Origin of the sequence: Methanocella arvoryzae MRE50 (genome assembly GCF_000063445.1) — an archaeon.
In the GTDB taxonomy this organism is placed as follows: domain Archaea; phylum Halobacteriota; class Methanocellia; order Methanocellales; family Methanocellaceae; genus Methanocella_A; species Methanocella_A arvoryzae.
Genome location: NC_009464.1, coordinates 1,926,709 through 1,940,397 on the forward strand (window position 1 = coordinate 1,926,709; position 13,689 = coordinate 1,940,397).

The window sequence follows — 13,689 nt, forward strand, 5'->3', positions numbered from 1 at the left end:
GGAATTTTGCTATGGACGATAAAGAGATCAAGAAGCTCATGAAGCCGGAGTTCGCGAAGAACTACGAGAAGTACTATCCGGTGCAGACGCTGACTGCGATGGGTTACCACCGCAGGGTTTGCAAGAAGTGCGGCCGGGGCTTCTGGACGCAGGTGGAGCGGGACTTCTGCGACGAGGCGGAGTGCAGCGGCGGCTACAGGTTTATTGGGGAAAGCCTGACACGGAAGAAGTTCGAGTACAAGGAAGCCTGGGACACCTACGTCAAGACGTTCGAGCAGTGGGGCTACGTCCCCCTCGAAAGGTACCCGACCGTATGCAGGTGGTACGAGGATCTCTATTTTGTGGCGGCGGGCATCAACGACTTCCAGCCGTACGTGGTCTCGGGCGAAATCGAGCCCCCCGCGAGGGCGGTGCTCGAGCCCCAGTTCTGTTTACGCTTCAACGACATCGACAACGTGGGCATCACCGGCCGGCATTATACAGGCTTCATCATGGTGGGCCAGCACACGTTCAACACCCCCGAGAAACACGTCTACTTCAAAGAGGAAGGCATCGGCCAGATCCAGCACTTCCTCACCCAGGGTTTAGGTATTCCGGCGCACGAGATCGTGTTCCACGAGGACGTGTGGGCCGGCGGCGGCAACTTCGGCCCCTCCATCGAGTACTTCTCCCGGGGCTTAGAGCTGGGCAACCAGGTGTACATGCAGTACGAGCAGACCCCAGACGGCGGCTTCAAGGAATTAAGGACCAAGGTCATCGACATGGGCGCCGGCCTCGAAAGGTGGGCGTGGTTCAGCCAGGGCTGCCCGATGTCGTACGATGCGACGTTCCCGAAGACCATGGAGTTCATCTATAACAAGACCGGCTACCGTGCCGACCCCGTCTTCCACGCAAAGTTCGCTAAGTATGCGGGCATCCTGAACGTCGAGGAGATCGAGGACGTCGGCTCCGCGTGGAACGACGTGGCGAAGAGCATGGAGATGGACCTCGGGGAACTGAAAGACATGGTCTACAAGATCCGGGCGCAGTACGTCCTCGCCGACCATACGAGGAGCCTGCTGGTTGCGATTCACGACGGCGCTCTGCCGTCTAACGTCGGCGGCGGCTACAACCTGCGTAATTTGCTCCGCAGGTGCTGGTCCCTCATCGACCAGTACCAGTGGGACATCGACCTCAACGACATTTTCAGATCGCACATCGACGAGTTCGGCAGCTGGTACACTGAATTAAAGGACTACGGCAGCCTGTTCGACATCATCGACGTGGAGCGGAAGAGGTACGAAGAGTCCCGCCGCAAGAGCAAGGACATCATCAAGCGGATGGTCAAGGCGAAGGAAACGCTGACGGCGGACAAGCTGGTCGAACTGTACGACTCCCAGGGCATCTCTCCCGAGTTGATCAAAGAGGCCAAGCCGGACGTCGTCATCCCGGAGGACTTCTACGCCCGGGTACAGGCCAGGCACGATGCGAAGGCCACCCGCAAGATCGAGGTCAACGAGACCCAGGGCCTGCCGAAGACCGAGCCCATGTACTACGAAAAGCCCCGGGAGTTCAAGTTCGAGGCTAACGTGGTCAAGCTGCTGACGCCGACGAAGCTCGTCCTCGACCGGACGCTGTTCTACCCGCTCGGCGGCGGCCAGGCCGGCGATACCGGGTTTGTCAACGGCATCAAGGTGAAAGACGTGTACAAGCAGGACGGCGTGATCATCCACGTGCTCGAGTCCCCGATGCCCCCCGATACTACTAAGGTGATTGGAGAGGTGGACGAGGCCCGGAGGCGCATCCTCGCCGCCCACCACAGCGCCACCCACATCGTCAATTACGCCGCCAGAAAGGTGCTCGGCGACCACGTGTGGCAGGCAGGCGCAGAGAAGACGCCAGAGAAAGCCCGTCTGGACATCACCCACTATGAATCGCTGACTTTCCAGCAGCTGCAGGAGATTGAGCGGGTCGCTAACGACCTGGCCATGAAGCAGATCCCCGTAGTAGTCAGGGAGATGTCGAGGACCGAGGCGGAGATGGAGTACTCGATGCGCATCTACCAGGGCGGAGCGGTGCCCGGCAAGATCCTGCGCATCATAGTGATCGACGGCTACGACGTCGAGGCCTGCGGCGGCATCCACGTCGACAACACTTCCAAGGTGGGCTTCATCAAGATGCTCTCCAGCGAGCGCATCCAGGACGGCGTAGTCCGTCTCGAGTTCAAGTCGCTGGACAACGCGGTGAGCGAGATCCAGCACCACGAGTCCATCCTCAGGGAGGTTTCCGACCTGTGGGGCGTGGGCTACGATGACATCCCGAAGACGGCTCAGAGGTTCTTCAACGAGTGGAAGGAGCTGGGCAAGAAGAATAAGGAGTTGCAGGCTGAACTGGTCCAGCAGACTATCGCTGCTGCTCTGGGCAAGCCGGGCGATACGGTGGACGTCGTAGTTACTGGCGCCGATTTCGGCACGCTCATGAAGGCGGTCGGGAGCTTCAAGAAGGAGTTCAAGGGGAGGACCGTCATCTTCCGCGGCGATAACTTCGCGTACGGGTACTCTGATCTGATTAACGTGAAGGAGAAGCTGGCGGAGGGCTACGTGAACGTGGATGGCAGCGAGCACGAGGCTAAGGCGTTTAAGGCAAAACCGAAGGCCTGATCAGGCCTTTTTCTTTATTATTACGTTTGGCCTGGTAGTTTCTATTATCCAATGACGCATAGCATTTTACTATGACAATGTCTAAGACGGTTCAATTATCCCAGATCTGCTCAACTATGTTTGCGACTTCCTCTCCTGTCGGTGTCAGCGAGTAAATTATCTCTTTGGTTCCCGGGTCTGCATTTGCCAGGCCGGTTGTGACGAGCGATAGTTCTGAGTCGTATTTTTCGCCGTTGCCGACGAGGGCTCCCCGGGTGTTGCTGTAATGGTAGCCGGTACGGGTTGAGAGGTCTGTGGTGTTGCCCGGACCGTTTCTTTTTAGGTCGAGCAGTATTTTTCTTCTGGCCTGGCTTCTGATCATCGAATGGTATATGATATCGCCGTAAGCCCGGAGTTTGCCAGCTATGGCTTTATCCAAATTTTTCAATCCCCTACACTACTATTATTTCTAAGATAATGAAATCATGATATATATATATAGCTTATGTCACAATCGATCAATTGTCTTTAGTTTATATAATTAGTAGTACGTGTAATCATTTGTTTCAATTTTCGGGAGATCGTGCCAGAGCACTCCGATATTTTTCTACTATTTATAGTTTTTTGGCAGGTACTCTAGTACCTGCCTTATATAACTTAAATATATGGTATGCATATTATTGGTTTGCGAGCATTGGCCCGCAAAGACAATAGCTTGTTAAATATTAAGGAGGAATCAAAGGCGAACTATAAAAAAATTCTGATGCTGACCATAGCCACAGCTGTGCTTGCGGTGATGGCCAGCGGAAACGCTTTAGCATATTCATATAGTAATGTTGAGTGGTCAGTGTTGACTTCCGATAGTGTTACCTATACTTCGGAAGCTACTGGAAACCCATCGGTATCGGCCGGTGATCAGCTTACCTGGCAAAATACATTAGTAAATGGTAGACCGAACTCGTACTATTATCCACGGTTTGAGTGGTCAGGCGATCTGCAGAGTTCAAGTTTCCAGAGTTCTCCCAGCGGATTAAGCTATAATTATGCGTGGTGTCCGGATGGATCTGTTAATGCAGGCTCTTCATCCGGTACATGGACGGTAACGCATTGGTACTGTGCCGGTCAGGATATGAACTACGGTCAAAACGACAAGCAGTATTGCTAAACAAATTAAACATCTATTTATTTTTTATTTAACCCGGGCTGTATTACCATGGACACCACCTTATGTATAGCTAAAAAAGAACTTGCCGATATTTTAAATAGTAAATTAGTCTTGATCATGCTAATTTTTTATGTTATAGTATTTGTCTTCTCCTTTAACAACAGCGTTTCGTTTAGATCGGAAAATATCGGTAATCTTTTCATGCTATTTACGTACTCTACGTGTTATTATAGTACCTTGGTTGCCATGTCTCTTGGCTATTCTTCTTTTTTCGCGGAGATGGATGGAAAAGCTATCAATACATTGTTAACTAAGCCGTTATACCGGGATACGATTATCAATGGCAAATTGCTTAACGCACTGATACTATCCGTTGGCTTGTTTGCTTTTACTACTGTTCTCTATATACTGGCTATCTTAATTTATTATAATGACCCGGTCGAAATCCTGTCCTTATTCTTTAATATACTGCCTTTGATGTTTTTCCTCTCCATTTTATGTATCATATTTTTCTATTCGCTGACTATGATGGTTTGTATTTTGATTAAAGATCAGGTACTTAGTCTCTTTTCCAGTTGCCTGTTATGGATCATTTTATTTTACCTGATCAATGATAACTGGTTTGCGGGGTATGTATCTTATTTTTTCCATAGCTCAGAGTTAGAGTATTTAATTTGTAGTTTCTCACCTTCCTGGCTGGTACATTCAGTGCTTGAACAGCCTGACCTTCTGATGGCTACTACAGTATACGGCAACACCGATTTGATCAAATTATCACTGTATACCTTTATCACAGTGATCATAACCTACATTGCATTTATTCGGAGGGATATCAATTGAGTGATCAAGCTCGAGTAACGCTCTGTATCGCCAGTTGCGAGTTTTCAAAGTTGTGCATGAGCCCTATAGTAATCGTTTTTGTGATGCTCATGATCATCCTATCATTAACGAACGCTGCAGGCTGCTCTGTGGTGTTACCAAGGTTCAGTTTCATGAGCCACGACGAGGCCTTCTTTTTTGTGGGTCTGGGTAATTTTTTATGGAATTTTTCCTCGCTTTTTTCATTTTTATCTGTTTGTATCACGATTGTGTCTTTTTCAGATGAGAAGAAAGGGGCATTCAGGGTTCTCCTTACAAAACCAGTTTACAGGCGAAATGTTATCGGCGGCAAACTATTCGGAATCCTGTCGTTTTTATTCCTGATGATGGCCTTTACTGTCAGCATTTTCGTCTCTCTGATAATGGTGGTATACGGAGGGCCAGGCTCACTTTCGGAATTATTTTTGAGATCCGGATCATTTGTCCTGCTGCTATTTTTAAATTGCAGCTTTAGTGTCGGCCTGTCAACTTTCTTCTGTATCTTACTTGGTAAAGCAGAGGCAATGATGGCCTCCATAGCCTTTATAGCCCTTGAGTATCTGGCCAGGACACCATGGGTCCCTTCATTCCTCGGAGATCTAGAGATAATTAATCCGGTAAGCCTGTACCTGTCTGCGTTTTCCTGCGGTATTAACCAAAATTTGTACTCAACTTCAATTCCTTACTTGTCATGGGCTAGTCATGCACTACCTTACGTCGTTTTAATGGTCGCCGAGGTCGTGGTCATAACCTTGATCAACTGCACTATATTTAACAAAGAAGAATTATAAACGGAGAAGAACGCATGAAAACATCTGTAATAGTTCCAGCCGTACTGGTTATATGCATTGTTATCGTAAGTGCCGCTTATATCATTGGCCAAAAAAAGGCAGAATCAGGCCCAGTTGTTGTCAAATCTAACAGCATCTCTGGCAACGAGACACCTGCCAATGTATATAGTATACCCCACGATTCAAACATTGTCCTTCCCAACCACGAAAACAACGGTGATACGGGGACGGTTAATTACCAGTTACAATACGGAAAAAATAAATTCATTACGGACGCGAAAGTGAGCATATATACTTCAAATAATAATTCAGATTTAACTCTGCTGGACATCTCTGGCAATCCTCTTTATACAGTAAACGCGGATAAGAGCAATTATGGCCCTGTTTACCAATTTAATAATGTCCCATACGGAAATTATGTCATAGTCTCAGAAAAAAACGGTAAAACTTATAAAAGTAGTGGATTAATGCAACCGGCGACAGACGGTGGCGTTCTCGGCACAATGGTTGACGATCCTGATCTCCAGGTACCTGCCTCAGCCAATATCACGGGTGGCGCAGTATACGGGTGGGTAAGACATATGTTCTACTATGATTACATGCCCGGTGTCAAGGTAACTCTACTTAAACGGGGTAGTACTGAGGAAACAATTTATACCCTTGCGGACGGGGCTTGCTCAACACTGTCAGAACCGGCTCCGTATTCCGGTTTTTATATATTTGAAGACCTGAAGCCGGGAACATATCTACTACAGACAGAAAATAATGGCAAGGTACAGAACAGCACGCCATTTAAAATTACCGGTAACGAGGATCAAGGTACTCTACGTACTATTACTTCCTTATAATTTTATTACTTGCAGGCTAAGTGAGATGATTACTGCGAATACTGGTGGTTGAGTGATTGAACATTATCGAAGATATCTGAAAGATATGTTTAGCAAGCATTGGCCCGCAAAGACTGGCCTGCTAAACATAAAGGATCTGATACGAGCTTTATATTATCATCGTATATGATAAAGCTTACTATCGCCTGGCTCTGATAATCTGCTGATCCGGGATAATATTAAAATTAGAGCAGCCCTTTCCGGGTGAGTCTGAAAGGGCCTTTCGCTCTCTTTATATCTCTTTTTCCTTGGTCTCGGTCTTCACCGTCGTAGTTGTAGTGGCTCCGTTGAGCAGATCCTTTATCTTGTCCATCGCCTTCAGCAGGACCAGGAAGCCACCGAGGGCGCCCAGCGCGATGGCGATGATGTCGAGGGCCTGGAGGAACAGAGTCACGTACTGTGCCGGGATCCGGCCGTATACCGACGGGTACATTCCGCCCCACAGCATGCCGCTGGCTGCCTTGTCCAGCAACCACAGTAGCACAACGCCGATGATGATCAGCACGAAGGTCGCCGACAGATTGCGGGCGCTGTTCATGTTGATCTTGTCGATGCCGAGCAGCAGCAGGAAAATGGCCGCGGCCAGGAAGTAGACCTTGTTGATCAGCAGGAAGTACAGCGCCTCGTGGGGTATGATGTACTTCGCCACCTCTCCCGCGATTACGAGCACTACTGCTCCGATAGCCACCATGGCAACGAGTGCCAGGAGCTTACGCATTTTTTCATCCATGTCCAGAATCTCAACCTCCTCTGGATATTGATGCTTGATCGTATGAACGACCATATATATAACCGTTTTAGTGGTTTATGAAAATTTTACGACAAATTAATGAAAAATTGCTTAAATTTGCAACTATTGCGTGAAATAATTGAAAATCGTCCGTATACAGGCGATAGCGGCGCTGTTACATGTCTTCGTGGCAGTCGATAATCTCCGGCCCGGGAAACCCTCTGCACTCCGGCTCACCATTAATTATTTCCATATGCCGGGGAATTACTATCCTGATCAACAGATGGGGTTTTGCTGATGATGGAAGGCACGATGGAGGACAGGAGTGGCAAGCTTGGCTCAGTCCTGCGCAAGCTCAACGAGTCCGGCATCGAGGCTTCCGCTGTGGTGAGCAGGGACGGCTTCATCCTGCACTCCGAAATGCAGGCAGGGGAAGAGGAGAAGGCAACCTTCGCTGCCATGGCGGCTGCAGTACTGGGCGCTGCCGAGACTGTCACATCCGAGCTGAAGCAAGGCGTGCCCCGCAGGGTGATCATCGAATCCGGGGACCACAGGCTCATCGAAGTAGGCGCCGGGCCCATGGCTCTGCTGGTCGCCATGGTCGGGCCCAAAACGACGCTGGCAGAGGCCCTGAAAGCGATCGATAAAGCAGCGCTGGAAGTCCGGGCTATCGCGAAGCCCGGGAGATAATCGCCGGCGAACAGGCATCCTCGATATCTGTCGCCTTCGCGCAGCTTTGATAATTCAGAGTAACATATTTAACTATTATTCGCATCTTACTACCCAAGCAAGCAGAGTGATTTTTATGGTAAACGCAGCACTGATCGGCGGAGAGCAGTCGGGCAAGACCACGCTGGCCGCCAAGCTGGGCAAGAAGGGCACCGAGTCCGACATCGTGCTCTACAACTTCGTGAAGGGAGACAACATCCTCGCAGTCATCGATCCGGTGGGCTACCCGAAGTCCCCGAAGCCGCTGGTGAACGCGGCCAACATGTCCGACGTCATCGTCTTCTGCATCGACGCCAAAGGCCTGGACGCAAGAGCCGGCGAGTGCATCATCATGCTGGACCTGCTCAAGCCGAAGCACGGCCTGATCACGATCACCAAGTCCGACACTTCCAACCCCTATGCCATAGACGAGCTGAAGAACAAGATCAGGCTGATGACGAAGGGCACTGTCCTGGAGTCGTGGGAAGTCCTGCCCACCTCGACCAAGACCTTCGAGAACATCGACAGGCTGAAGGACATTCTGTTCGACCTGGACAACAAGCTGAAGGAAGAGAACAAGGCGCTCAACGATAAGCCAGCCCGCGTGGCCATCGATCATCATTTTAACGTCACCGGCGTCGGCACCGTCATCCTCGGATACGTCAGGCAGGGCACCATCCACGTGAAAGAGAAGATCAAGGTCTGGCCCATCCAGCAGGAAGCCGAAATCCGCTCGATCCAGATGAACGACGTGGACGTCAAGGAAGCCCCGACAGGCTCGAGAGTCGGACTTGCGCTCAAGAACGTGCAGAGCAAGGACCTCGACAGAGGCCACATCCTCTCGGTAAAAGAAGAGGTCGGCGACGAATTAGCCCTAAACTGCGTAACGGCTAAGTTCAAGGGCGAGTTCAAGCCCGGGGACAAAGTCCACGTTTATGCGGGATTGCAGTCCACCCCGGGCAACATCGTCAAGATCCTGGAGAACGGCAAGGAAGTCGAGTCCACCAAATCCGCGGGCAAGTACGTCGTCCACCTCAAGACCGACAAGGAAGTCGCTTATACGACGGGCGACCTGTTCCTGATCTCGAGATTAGAGGATCCGAAGCAGCGGTTCCTCGCAAGCGGAACCGTATAAAAAGTGCCGCCAGTGCTCACCACCACGGCACAGCACTTCTTTTTTCTGCAACGGCAAACTTTTGAACCACCGCGGCATGGCTCCTTATCCTGACAACGTGAGAGTAGGTTTTTAACCACGGCGGCACAACGACACGGCCAAGAGCATTATTTTTATTGATCCACGGTGGCACGGCGGTCTGATGACATGGAGACAATCCTTCAATTGTTATTATATGTGAAAACTAGGAATCACTATTGAAAGTAGTTTACCGGTCATGTGATCATAATGATATGCTGAAACACCTGGCCAGCAAATAGTAATTGGTTAATGCACCGTCTCCGTGCCGCCGTGGACTAAAAAAGGAGTGACCTGTGTGTGGGGTTGGATTGCCGCTGTGTCGTTGTGCCGCCGTGGTTATAGTTACCATCTGGTTGCTTAGGGTTGGATTGTCGCCGTGTCGCTGTGCCGCCGTGGTTGAAAAGAGCCGTCGTGGTCTTTACTCGAACTGGAACAGCCGGGCCTGCAGGCAATCCGCGATAACTGCGTTAGAAGTCTTCCAGGACTTCCTCGCGCAGTCGGGCAGGCACTTGTGTTTCATGTAATAGTTCTTGAGAAAAGATATTGTGACCGGGTCTGCGGGGTAGCCGCTGCCCACGTCTTCGCCCATCTTTTCCGAGATCTCCCTGATTAGGGAATCCCGATGTACCTTGGCGATGATTGAAGCGGCGGACACTATGGGGTACTTGCTGTCGGCCTCGTGGGCGGATACAATTTCAAGCTCGAAGTCGAGGCATTTCTTGATGTTTATGCCAAATCTCTCGGCGTTCACGTCGCACGCATCTAAATACGCAATGGTCGGCTTTGCGGAGCGGATGAGGCCGGCGAAGCAGTTGACTTCCAGCCGGTTCAGGTTGTCCTCGGATTCGAAACGGGCGTCGATCTCCTGGGGCGGGAGAACGGAGAGTTCGTACTTGTACTTATTCTTGAGGGCGGCGGCGAACTCTTCCCTCTTTTTGGCGCTGAGCTTCTTGGAGTCCTTGAGGCCCATGGCCTCGATGGCCGGCAAATCCTTTTCCTCCACAATTATGCCACAGACGACCAGCGGGCCTATGACAGGGCCCCGGCCTGCCTCGTCGATGCCCATAATGGTCGAGGTGCGCTTTTTGGCCATAGGAGTCACTCCTCGATTAATCCCAGTCCCTTTTCTTTCCTGATGCCCCTCTTCGGGCAGATGTCCTCCACCGGGCACTCGTGGTGCAGCGGCAGCACAGCCTTGCAGAAGTCCCGGCCGAGGTTGATGATGAGCAGGTGGGCCATGCCAGGAATGCGGTGTTTGCGCTCGAGGTCTTCCTTCACCCTGCGCTTGGCTGCTTCGCTGTCGCCGGTGGCCAGGCTCAGGCCGGTACGCTCTGAGACCCGGCAGATGTGAGTGTCCACCGCCACGACGCTATGGCCCAGAGCGAATAAAAGCACACAGTCGGCGGTCTTGGGGCCTACCCCATAAAGGCTCATCAGTGCTTCCCGGGCCTCCTGCGTCGGGGCGGTGCGCATCCACTCGAGGCTGCCTCCCCACCGGTCAATGATCTCCTGCGAACACCTGATTATAAAATCCGCCTTGTAAGGCCCCGAAGTCCGGATCAGCTCCTCAAGCTCCTTTTTATCTGCCGACGCCATCTTATACACGTCGATGCCCTTGTAGTGGTGCTGCAGGCGGTGGAACGTCTTCCTGGCGCTGTCCGCGGTCTTGTTCTGGGTGAGAATGGTGATTATGAGAGAAATGTAGGGGTCGTGCAGCTTGAGGGCCCAGCAGTTCTTATAGTACTCTTTCAGCCGCAGCAGCAACTCATTTTCCCCGTGGTAGACCTGGTCGAGGGGGTAGTCGAACTCGGACAGGACCCTCTCCCGGTACTTCTCCGGCCTGACGATCAGCGAGCCGTCCTGCGTCTGCTCCAGGTACACGTCCTCGTCGGTATCGGGGTAGTACTTGAGGTATCCGTCTCCAAACGGCATCCACTCCAGCGCGGTGATCTGGATGTCCATGGTCGAGCGCAGGTCGACCGACCCTGTGTCGGAGTACATCACAGGCACGTCACCACTCATTTTATATTTACTTTTCTTCTGTCCCGGTTAGAATTGGTTAAAAACAATCGAATGCTGAGTTGTACCTTACTTGATTGCATAGGTTTTTCCAAGATAGCAATACGAACGCTGCGCTGTGCTAAACCACACAGATGCCACAGATTACAATTGATTCCACAGATAACTATACTATATGGGAATACTGTGAGAATCCACAGATACTGACATGATATCACGGAAAGAAAATACATGGAATTCTAATTAATCAGTAATCTATCAGGCAGAGAGATATCGTCTGATTTATTTCGTTATCTGTGGAATCGGTTTCAATCTGTGGAATCCGTGTGGTTTTACACAGCGCAACGTTCGTCTTGCTGTCACATCACACGGAAACAAAAAACGCAAAGCCCAGTACCCGTCTTGTTGTAGCGTCATCAGAGTTAGTTGAAAGAGGCGGCTCTAGTTTTCCAGTGCATAGGTTATTTTTAAAGATGTGTGAGTAGTTAACGCATATCTTATTTTCAATTATTAGAAAAATAGTTATAAGTTAAGTGATTTAAAGAGGGCATATGGATCAGAGATTTGTGCATTATCCCATTGAGAAACTCAATGAGCTGACGTATGCAACAAGGGGAGCTGCATTTAAAGTTTACAATAAACTAGGCCCGGGGTTGCTTGAAAGCATCTATACAACATGTTTAATTGAAGAACTAAAACACAAAGGTCTATCAGTAGAGTCCGAGGTGTCACTACCAGTCGTGTATAACGAGAAAAGTCTCGATAAGCAAATGAGAATCGACATTTTGGTAGAAAAAGCGTTGATCGTGGAAGTTAAAGCAGTAGAAAATCTAACAGCGTTACATCATGCTCAGACCCTTTCTTATTTAAAACTTAGCGGCTTAAAGCTGGCTCTACTTATTAACTTCAATACGACAGATATGAAGAAAAGCATAATCAGAATTATCAATTAGCGCTTAACCATAATAAGGCCCATCTGTGCTATCGAGTAATAATCCGTGGATTCTCCCCTAATCATATTATTCTACTATAATCTGTGGAATCAAACGTAATCTGTGGCATCTGTGAGGATTAGCACAGCGCAGCGTTCGTATTGCTGTCCCACCATGCAGGGACTTGATATGCCCATGCCCAGGAATACTGAGTATGGTTATTTACTCTACGTTCTTGCTATCGAGAGCGGCCAGCGCATCCACTATCTGGCCGAGCGTCTCGACCGTGTAGTCCGGCTCGGCCGTGCGGCCGTTGGCGTTGTAATATTTGGAGGCGTACTTCTCGAAGCTGGCCATGTACTTCGTAAAGAGAATAGCCTTCCAGCCGCAGGCCTTTGCTCCGTACACGTCGAGCAGCGGGTTATCTCCGATGTGGACGGTCTTCTCCGGGGCAGAGCCCAGGCTTTTCAGTGCCCTGTCATAGATCTGCCGGCCGGGCTTGATGTGGCCGACTTCGTCCGAGAAGGTCATGGCCGTGAAGCAGCCGGCGAGGCCGTATTCGCTCAGCACTTCCCTCATCGTCCTCCCCGGGGTGCGGCCGGTGTTGGAGATGAGCCCGAGCCTGTAGCCCTGGTCTTTCAGGGTATTGATTATGTCTGCTGCTCCGTCCACCAGCTTCGGGCGGAAGTCGAGCAAGGCGCAGGAGTACGGTTCCCGGATGATCTCCATGGTGTCGTCGTCAGGATCGAGGCCCATTCCTTCCAGGAATAGGGCGAGGTGGCCGTCGTTGCTGAGGTCCCTCTCTGTCTGCCATATCCTTGTCAGGCACTCCTCAGTGTAGTCGTAGGCAATCCTGATCTCCTCGCAGGTGCAAGAATGGCCGTGCTCCCGCAGTGCATCGCGGATGCTCTTCATGCGGTGGTTTTTCAGCCGGTCGTCGTAGAACTCGTGTACCACTAAAGTGTTCCACACGTCGAAGGTTACTGTATCGATCGTCATAAGTGCCTGCTCCTTCAGTGTTCACCGGTCGAGATGAGAGATCGCTTCCGGAATCTGCCTCAGCGTTTCCACCGCCCGGTCAGGGGCGTGCGGGGCTTTGATAGCCGGGGCGTATCGGGTGAAATGGATGCACTTCATGCCGAACTCTTTCGAGCCCTGCACGTCTAGCATGGGGTGATCGCCTACGTGGACGGCTTTCTCCGGCACTGTCCGCAGCAGGTCGAGCGTGGAGGCGAAAATGCGCCCGTCGGGTTTGAGGTAGCCTGCCTCGTTGGAGAACGTGGTCACCTTGAAGTAGCGCAGGATACCAAGGCGGTCCATAATCTTCCGCATAGACCTGCCAGGGGTTCGGCCAGTGTTGGAGATCAGCCCGAGCTTCACTCCGGTGCTGTTCAGCGAGTCCAGGACTTCCTCTGCACCGTCGACGAGGTCCGGCTCGACATGCAGGATTGCGTCCGAATACGGCTTATCGACGGCATTGACCAGCTCAGGTGTCGGCTTGATGCCGATGCATTTCAGTAGAATCTCTACCTGTTCCGGGGTGTCGACGTCAAGGTTCCGGGACCACCGCTGCTGCAGGTAGCCTTCGGAGGTGGCGTATGCCCGGGTAATCGCATCATCCGTCACTGAGATGCCTTCTGCTTCCAGCGCGTCCCTGATGCCTGCCGTGCGGGCGGCGCGTAACCGGTCGTCGTACAGGTGATCGTGGGCTATAAGGGTGAACCAGAGATCGAAAGTAACTGCCTCTATGCCGGCCATGATGACTCCACGTATACATTCCCGGCGA

14 protein-coding genes are annotated in these 13,689 nt (G+C 51.1%); 8 read left to right on the top strand and 6 right to left on the bottom strand.

Annotated elements, in window-relative coordinates:
* Positions 1-11 precede the first annotated feature (11 nt).
* The gene (gene alaS / locus RCI_RS09595) at positions 12-2,639 is read left to right on the top strand and encodes an alanine--tRNA ligase (protein ID WP_012036236.1); all 2,628 of its coding nucleotides are present in this window, start codon (positions 12-14) and stop codon (positions 2,637-2,639) included.
* Positions 2,640-2,730: 91 nt separating this feature from the next.
* Here alaS and RCI_RS09600 read toward each other — a convergent pair whose 3' ends face one another.
* Complete coding sequence (locus RCI_RS09600) at positions 2,731-3,057, bottom strand: helix-turn-helix domain-containing protein (RefSeq protein ID WP_048198410.1); 327 nt, start codon at positions 3,055-3,057, stop codon at positions 2,731-2,733.
* Between the two features lie 231 nt (positions 3,058-3,288).
* On the opposite strand from RCI_RS09600, the gene RCI_RS16700 reads away from it, so the two are divergent.
* Genes RCI_RS16700 through RCI_RS09615 form a run of 4 tightly spaced genes read left to right on the top strand, consistent with a single transcriptional unit; the run spans position 3,289 to position 6,280 of the window.
* Positions 3,289-3,783 carry a hypothetical protein gene (locus RCI_RS16700; protein WP_012036238.1) on the top strand — a complete coding sequence of 165 codons (495 nt, stop codon included), beginning with the start codon at positions 3,289-3,291 and terminating at the stop codon, positions 3,781-3,783.
* 48 nt (positions 3,784-3,831) lie between these two features.
* Positions 3,832-4,623, top strand: coding sequence for an ABC transporter permease (locus tag RCI_RS09605; RefSeq protein WP_012036239.1), 792 nt, complete (start codon positions 3,832-3,834; stop codon positions 4,621-4,623).
* A complete protein-coding gene (locus RCI_RS09610; protein ID WP_012036240.1) occupies positions 4,620-5,432 on the top strand; it encodes an ABC transporter permease in 813 nt (270 codons plus the stop codon). Before RCI_RS09605 ends, RCI_RS09610 begins: the two co-directional genes overlap by 4 nt.
* A 14-nt stretch (positions 5,433-5,446) precedes the next feature.
* A complete protein-coding gene (locus RCI_RS09615; protein WP_012036241.1) occupies positions 5,447-6,280 on the top strand; it encodes a hypothetical protein in 834 nt (277 codons plus the stop codon).
* Between the two features lie 271 nt (positions 6,281-6,551).
* Here RCI_RS09615 and RCI_RS09620 read toward each other — a convergent pair whose 3' ends face one another.
* Positions 6,552-7,103, bottom strand: coding sequence for a hypothetical protein (locus tag RCI_RS09620; protein ID WP_012036242.1), 552 nt, complete (start codon positions 7,101-7,103; stop codon positions 6,552-6,554).
* A gap of 243 nt (positions 7,104-7,346) precedes the next feature.
* On the opposite strand from RCI_RS09620, the gene RCI_RS09625 reads away from it, so the two are divergent.
* Together RCI_RS09625 and RCI_RS09630 are read left to right on the top strand one after the other, a co-directional pair.
* On the top strand, positions 7,347-7,739 hold the full coding sequence (locus tag RCI_RS09625; protein WP_231844823.1) for a roadblock/LC7 domain-containing protein: 393 nt from the start codon (positions 7,347-7,349) through the stop codon (positions 7,737-7,739).
* Between the two features lie 115 nt (positions 7,740-7,854).
* Positions 7,855-8,892, top strand: coding sequence for an EF-Tu/IF-2/RF-3 family GTPase (locus RCI_RS09630; protein ID WP_012036244.1), 1,038 nt, complete (start codon positions 7,855-7,857; stop codon positions 8,890-8,892).
* A gap of 478 nt (positions 8,893-9,370) precedes the next feature.
* Here RCI_RS09630 and rnhB read toward each other — a convergent pair whose 3' ends face one another.
* A complete protein-coding gene (rnhB, locus tag RCI_RS09635) occupies positions 9,371-10,045 on the bottom strand; it encodes a ribonuclease HII (RefSeq protein WP_012036245.1) in 675 nt (224 codons plus the stop codon).
* A 5-nt stretch (positions 10,046-10,050) separates the two neighbouring features.
* A complete protein-coding gene (locus tag RCI_RS09640) occupies positions 10,051-10,953 on the bottom strand; it encodes an endonuclease III domain-containing protein (RefSeq protein ID WP_148266588.1) in 903 nt (300 codons plus the stop codon).
* Positions 10,954-11,522: 569 nt separating this feature from the next.
* Here RCI_RS09640 and RCI_RS09645 point away from each other — a divergent pair.
* Positions 11,523-11,924: a GxxExxY protein gene (locus RCI_RS09645; protein ID WP_048198413.1), complete on the top strand. Its 402-nt coding sequence runs from the start codon at positions 11,523-11,525 to the stop codon at positions 11,922-11,924.
* A gap of 201 nt (positions 11,925-12,125) precedes the next feature.
* Here RCI_RS09645 and RCI_RS09650 read toward each other — a convergent pair whose 3' ends face one another.
* Together RCI_RS09650 and RCI_RS09655 are read right to left on the bottom strand one after the other, a co-directional pair.
* The gene (locus tag RCI_RS09650; protein ID WP_012036248.1) at positions 12,126-12,902 is read right to left on the bottom strand and encodes an HAD family hydrolase; all 777 of its coding nucleotides are present in this window, start codon (positions 12,900-12,902) and stop codon (positions 12,126-12,128) included.
* Positions 12,903-12,923: 21 nt separating this feature from the next.
* Entirely contained in the window at positions 12,924-13,661 is a 738-nt protein-coding gene (locus RCI_RS09655) for an HAD family hydrolase (protein WP_012036249.1), read from the bottom strand.
* Between the last annotated feature and the right edge of the window lie 28 nt (positions 13,662-13,689).

What these genes read in the sequence shown, in the direction of transcription:
- alaS (WP_012036236.1), top strand. Translation starts at nt 12, where the DNA reads ATGGACGATAAAGAGATCAAGAAGCTCATGAAGCCGGAGTTCGCGAAG.
- RCI_RS16700 (WP_012036238.1), top strand. Translation starts at nt 3,289, where the DNA reads ATGCATATTATTGGTTTGCGAGCATTGGCCCGCAAAGACAATAGCTTG.
- RCI_RS09605 (WP_012036239.1), top strand. Translation starts at nt 3,832, where the DNA reads ATGGACACCACCTTATGTATAGCTAAAAAAGAACTTGCCGATATTTTA.
- RCI_RS09615 (WP_012036241.1), top strand. Translation starts at nt 5,447, where the DNA reads ATGAAAACATCTGTAATAGTTCCAGCCGTACTGGTTATATGCATTGTT.
- RCI_RS09620 (WP_012036242.1), bottom strand. Translation starts at nt 7,103, where the DNA reads ATGGTCGTTCATACGATCAAGCATCAATATCCAGAGGAGGTTGAGATT.
- RCI_RS09625 (WP_231844823.1), top strand. Translation starts at nt 7,347, where the DNA reads ATGATGGAAGGCACGATGGAGGACAGGAGTGGCAAGCTTGGCTCAGTC.
- RCI_RS09630 (WP_012036244.1), top strand. Translation starts at nt 7,855, where the DNA reads ATGGTAAACGCAGCACTGATCGGCGGAGAGCAGTCGGGCAAGACCACG.
- rnhB (WP_012036245.1), bottom strand. Translation starts at nt 10,045, where the DNA reads ATGGCCAAAAAGCGCACCTCGACCATTATGGGCATCGACGAGGCAGGC.
- RCI_RS09640 (WP_148266588.1), bottom strand. Translation starts at nt 10,953, where the DNA reads ATGTACTCCGACACAGGGTCGGTCGACCTGCGCTCGACCATGGACATC.
- RCI_RS09645 (WP_048198413.1), top strand. Translation starts at nt 11,523, where the DNA reads ATGGATCAGAGATTTGTGCATTATCCCATTGAGAAACTCAATGAGCTG.
- RCI_RS09650 (WP_012036248.1), bottom strand. Translation starts at nt 12,902, where the DNA reads ATGACGATCGATACAGTAACCTTCGACGTGTGGAACACTTTAGTGGTA.
- RCI_RS09655 (WP_012036249.1), bottom strand. Translation starts at nt 13,661, where the DNA reads ATGGCCGGCATAGAGGCAGTTACTTTCGATCTCTGGTTCACCCTTATA.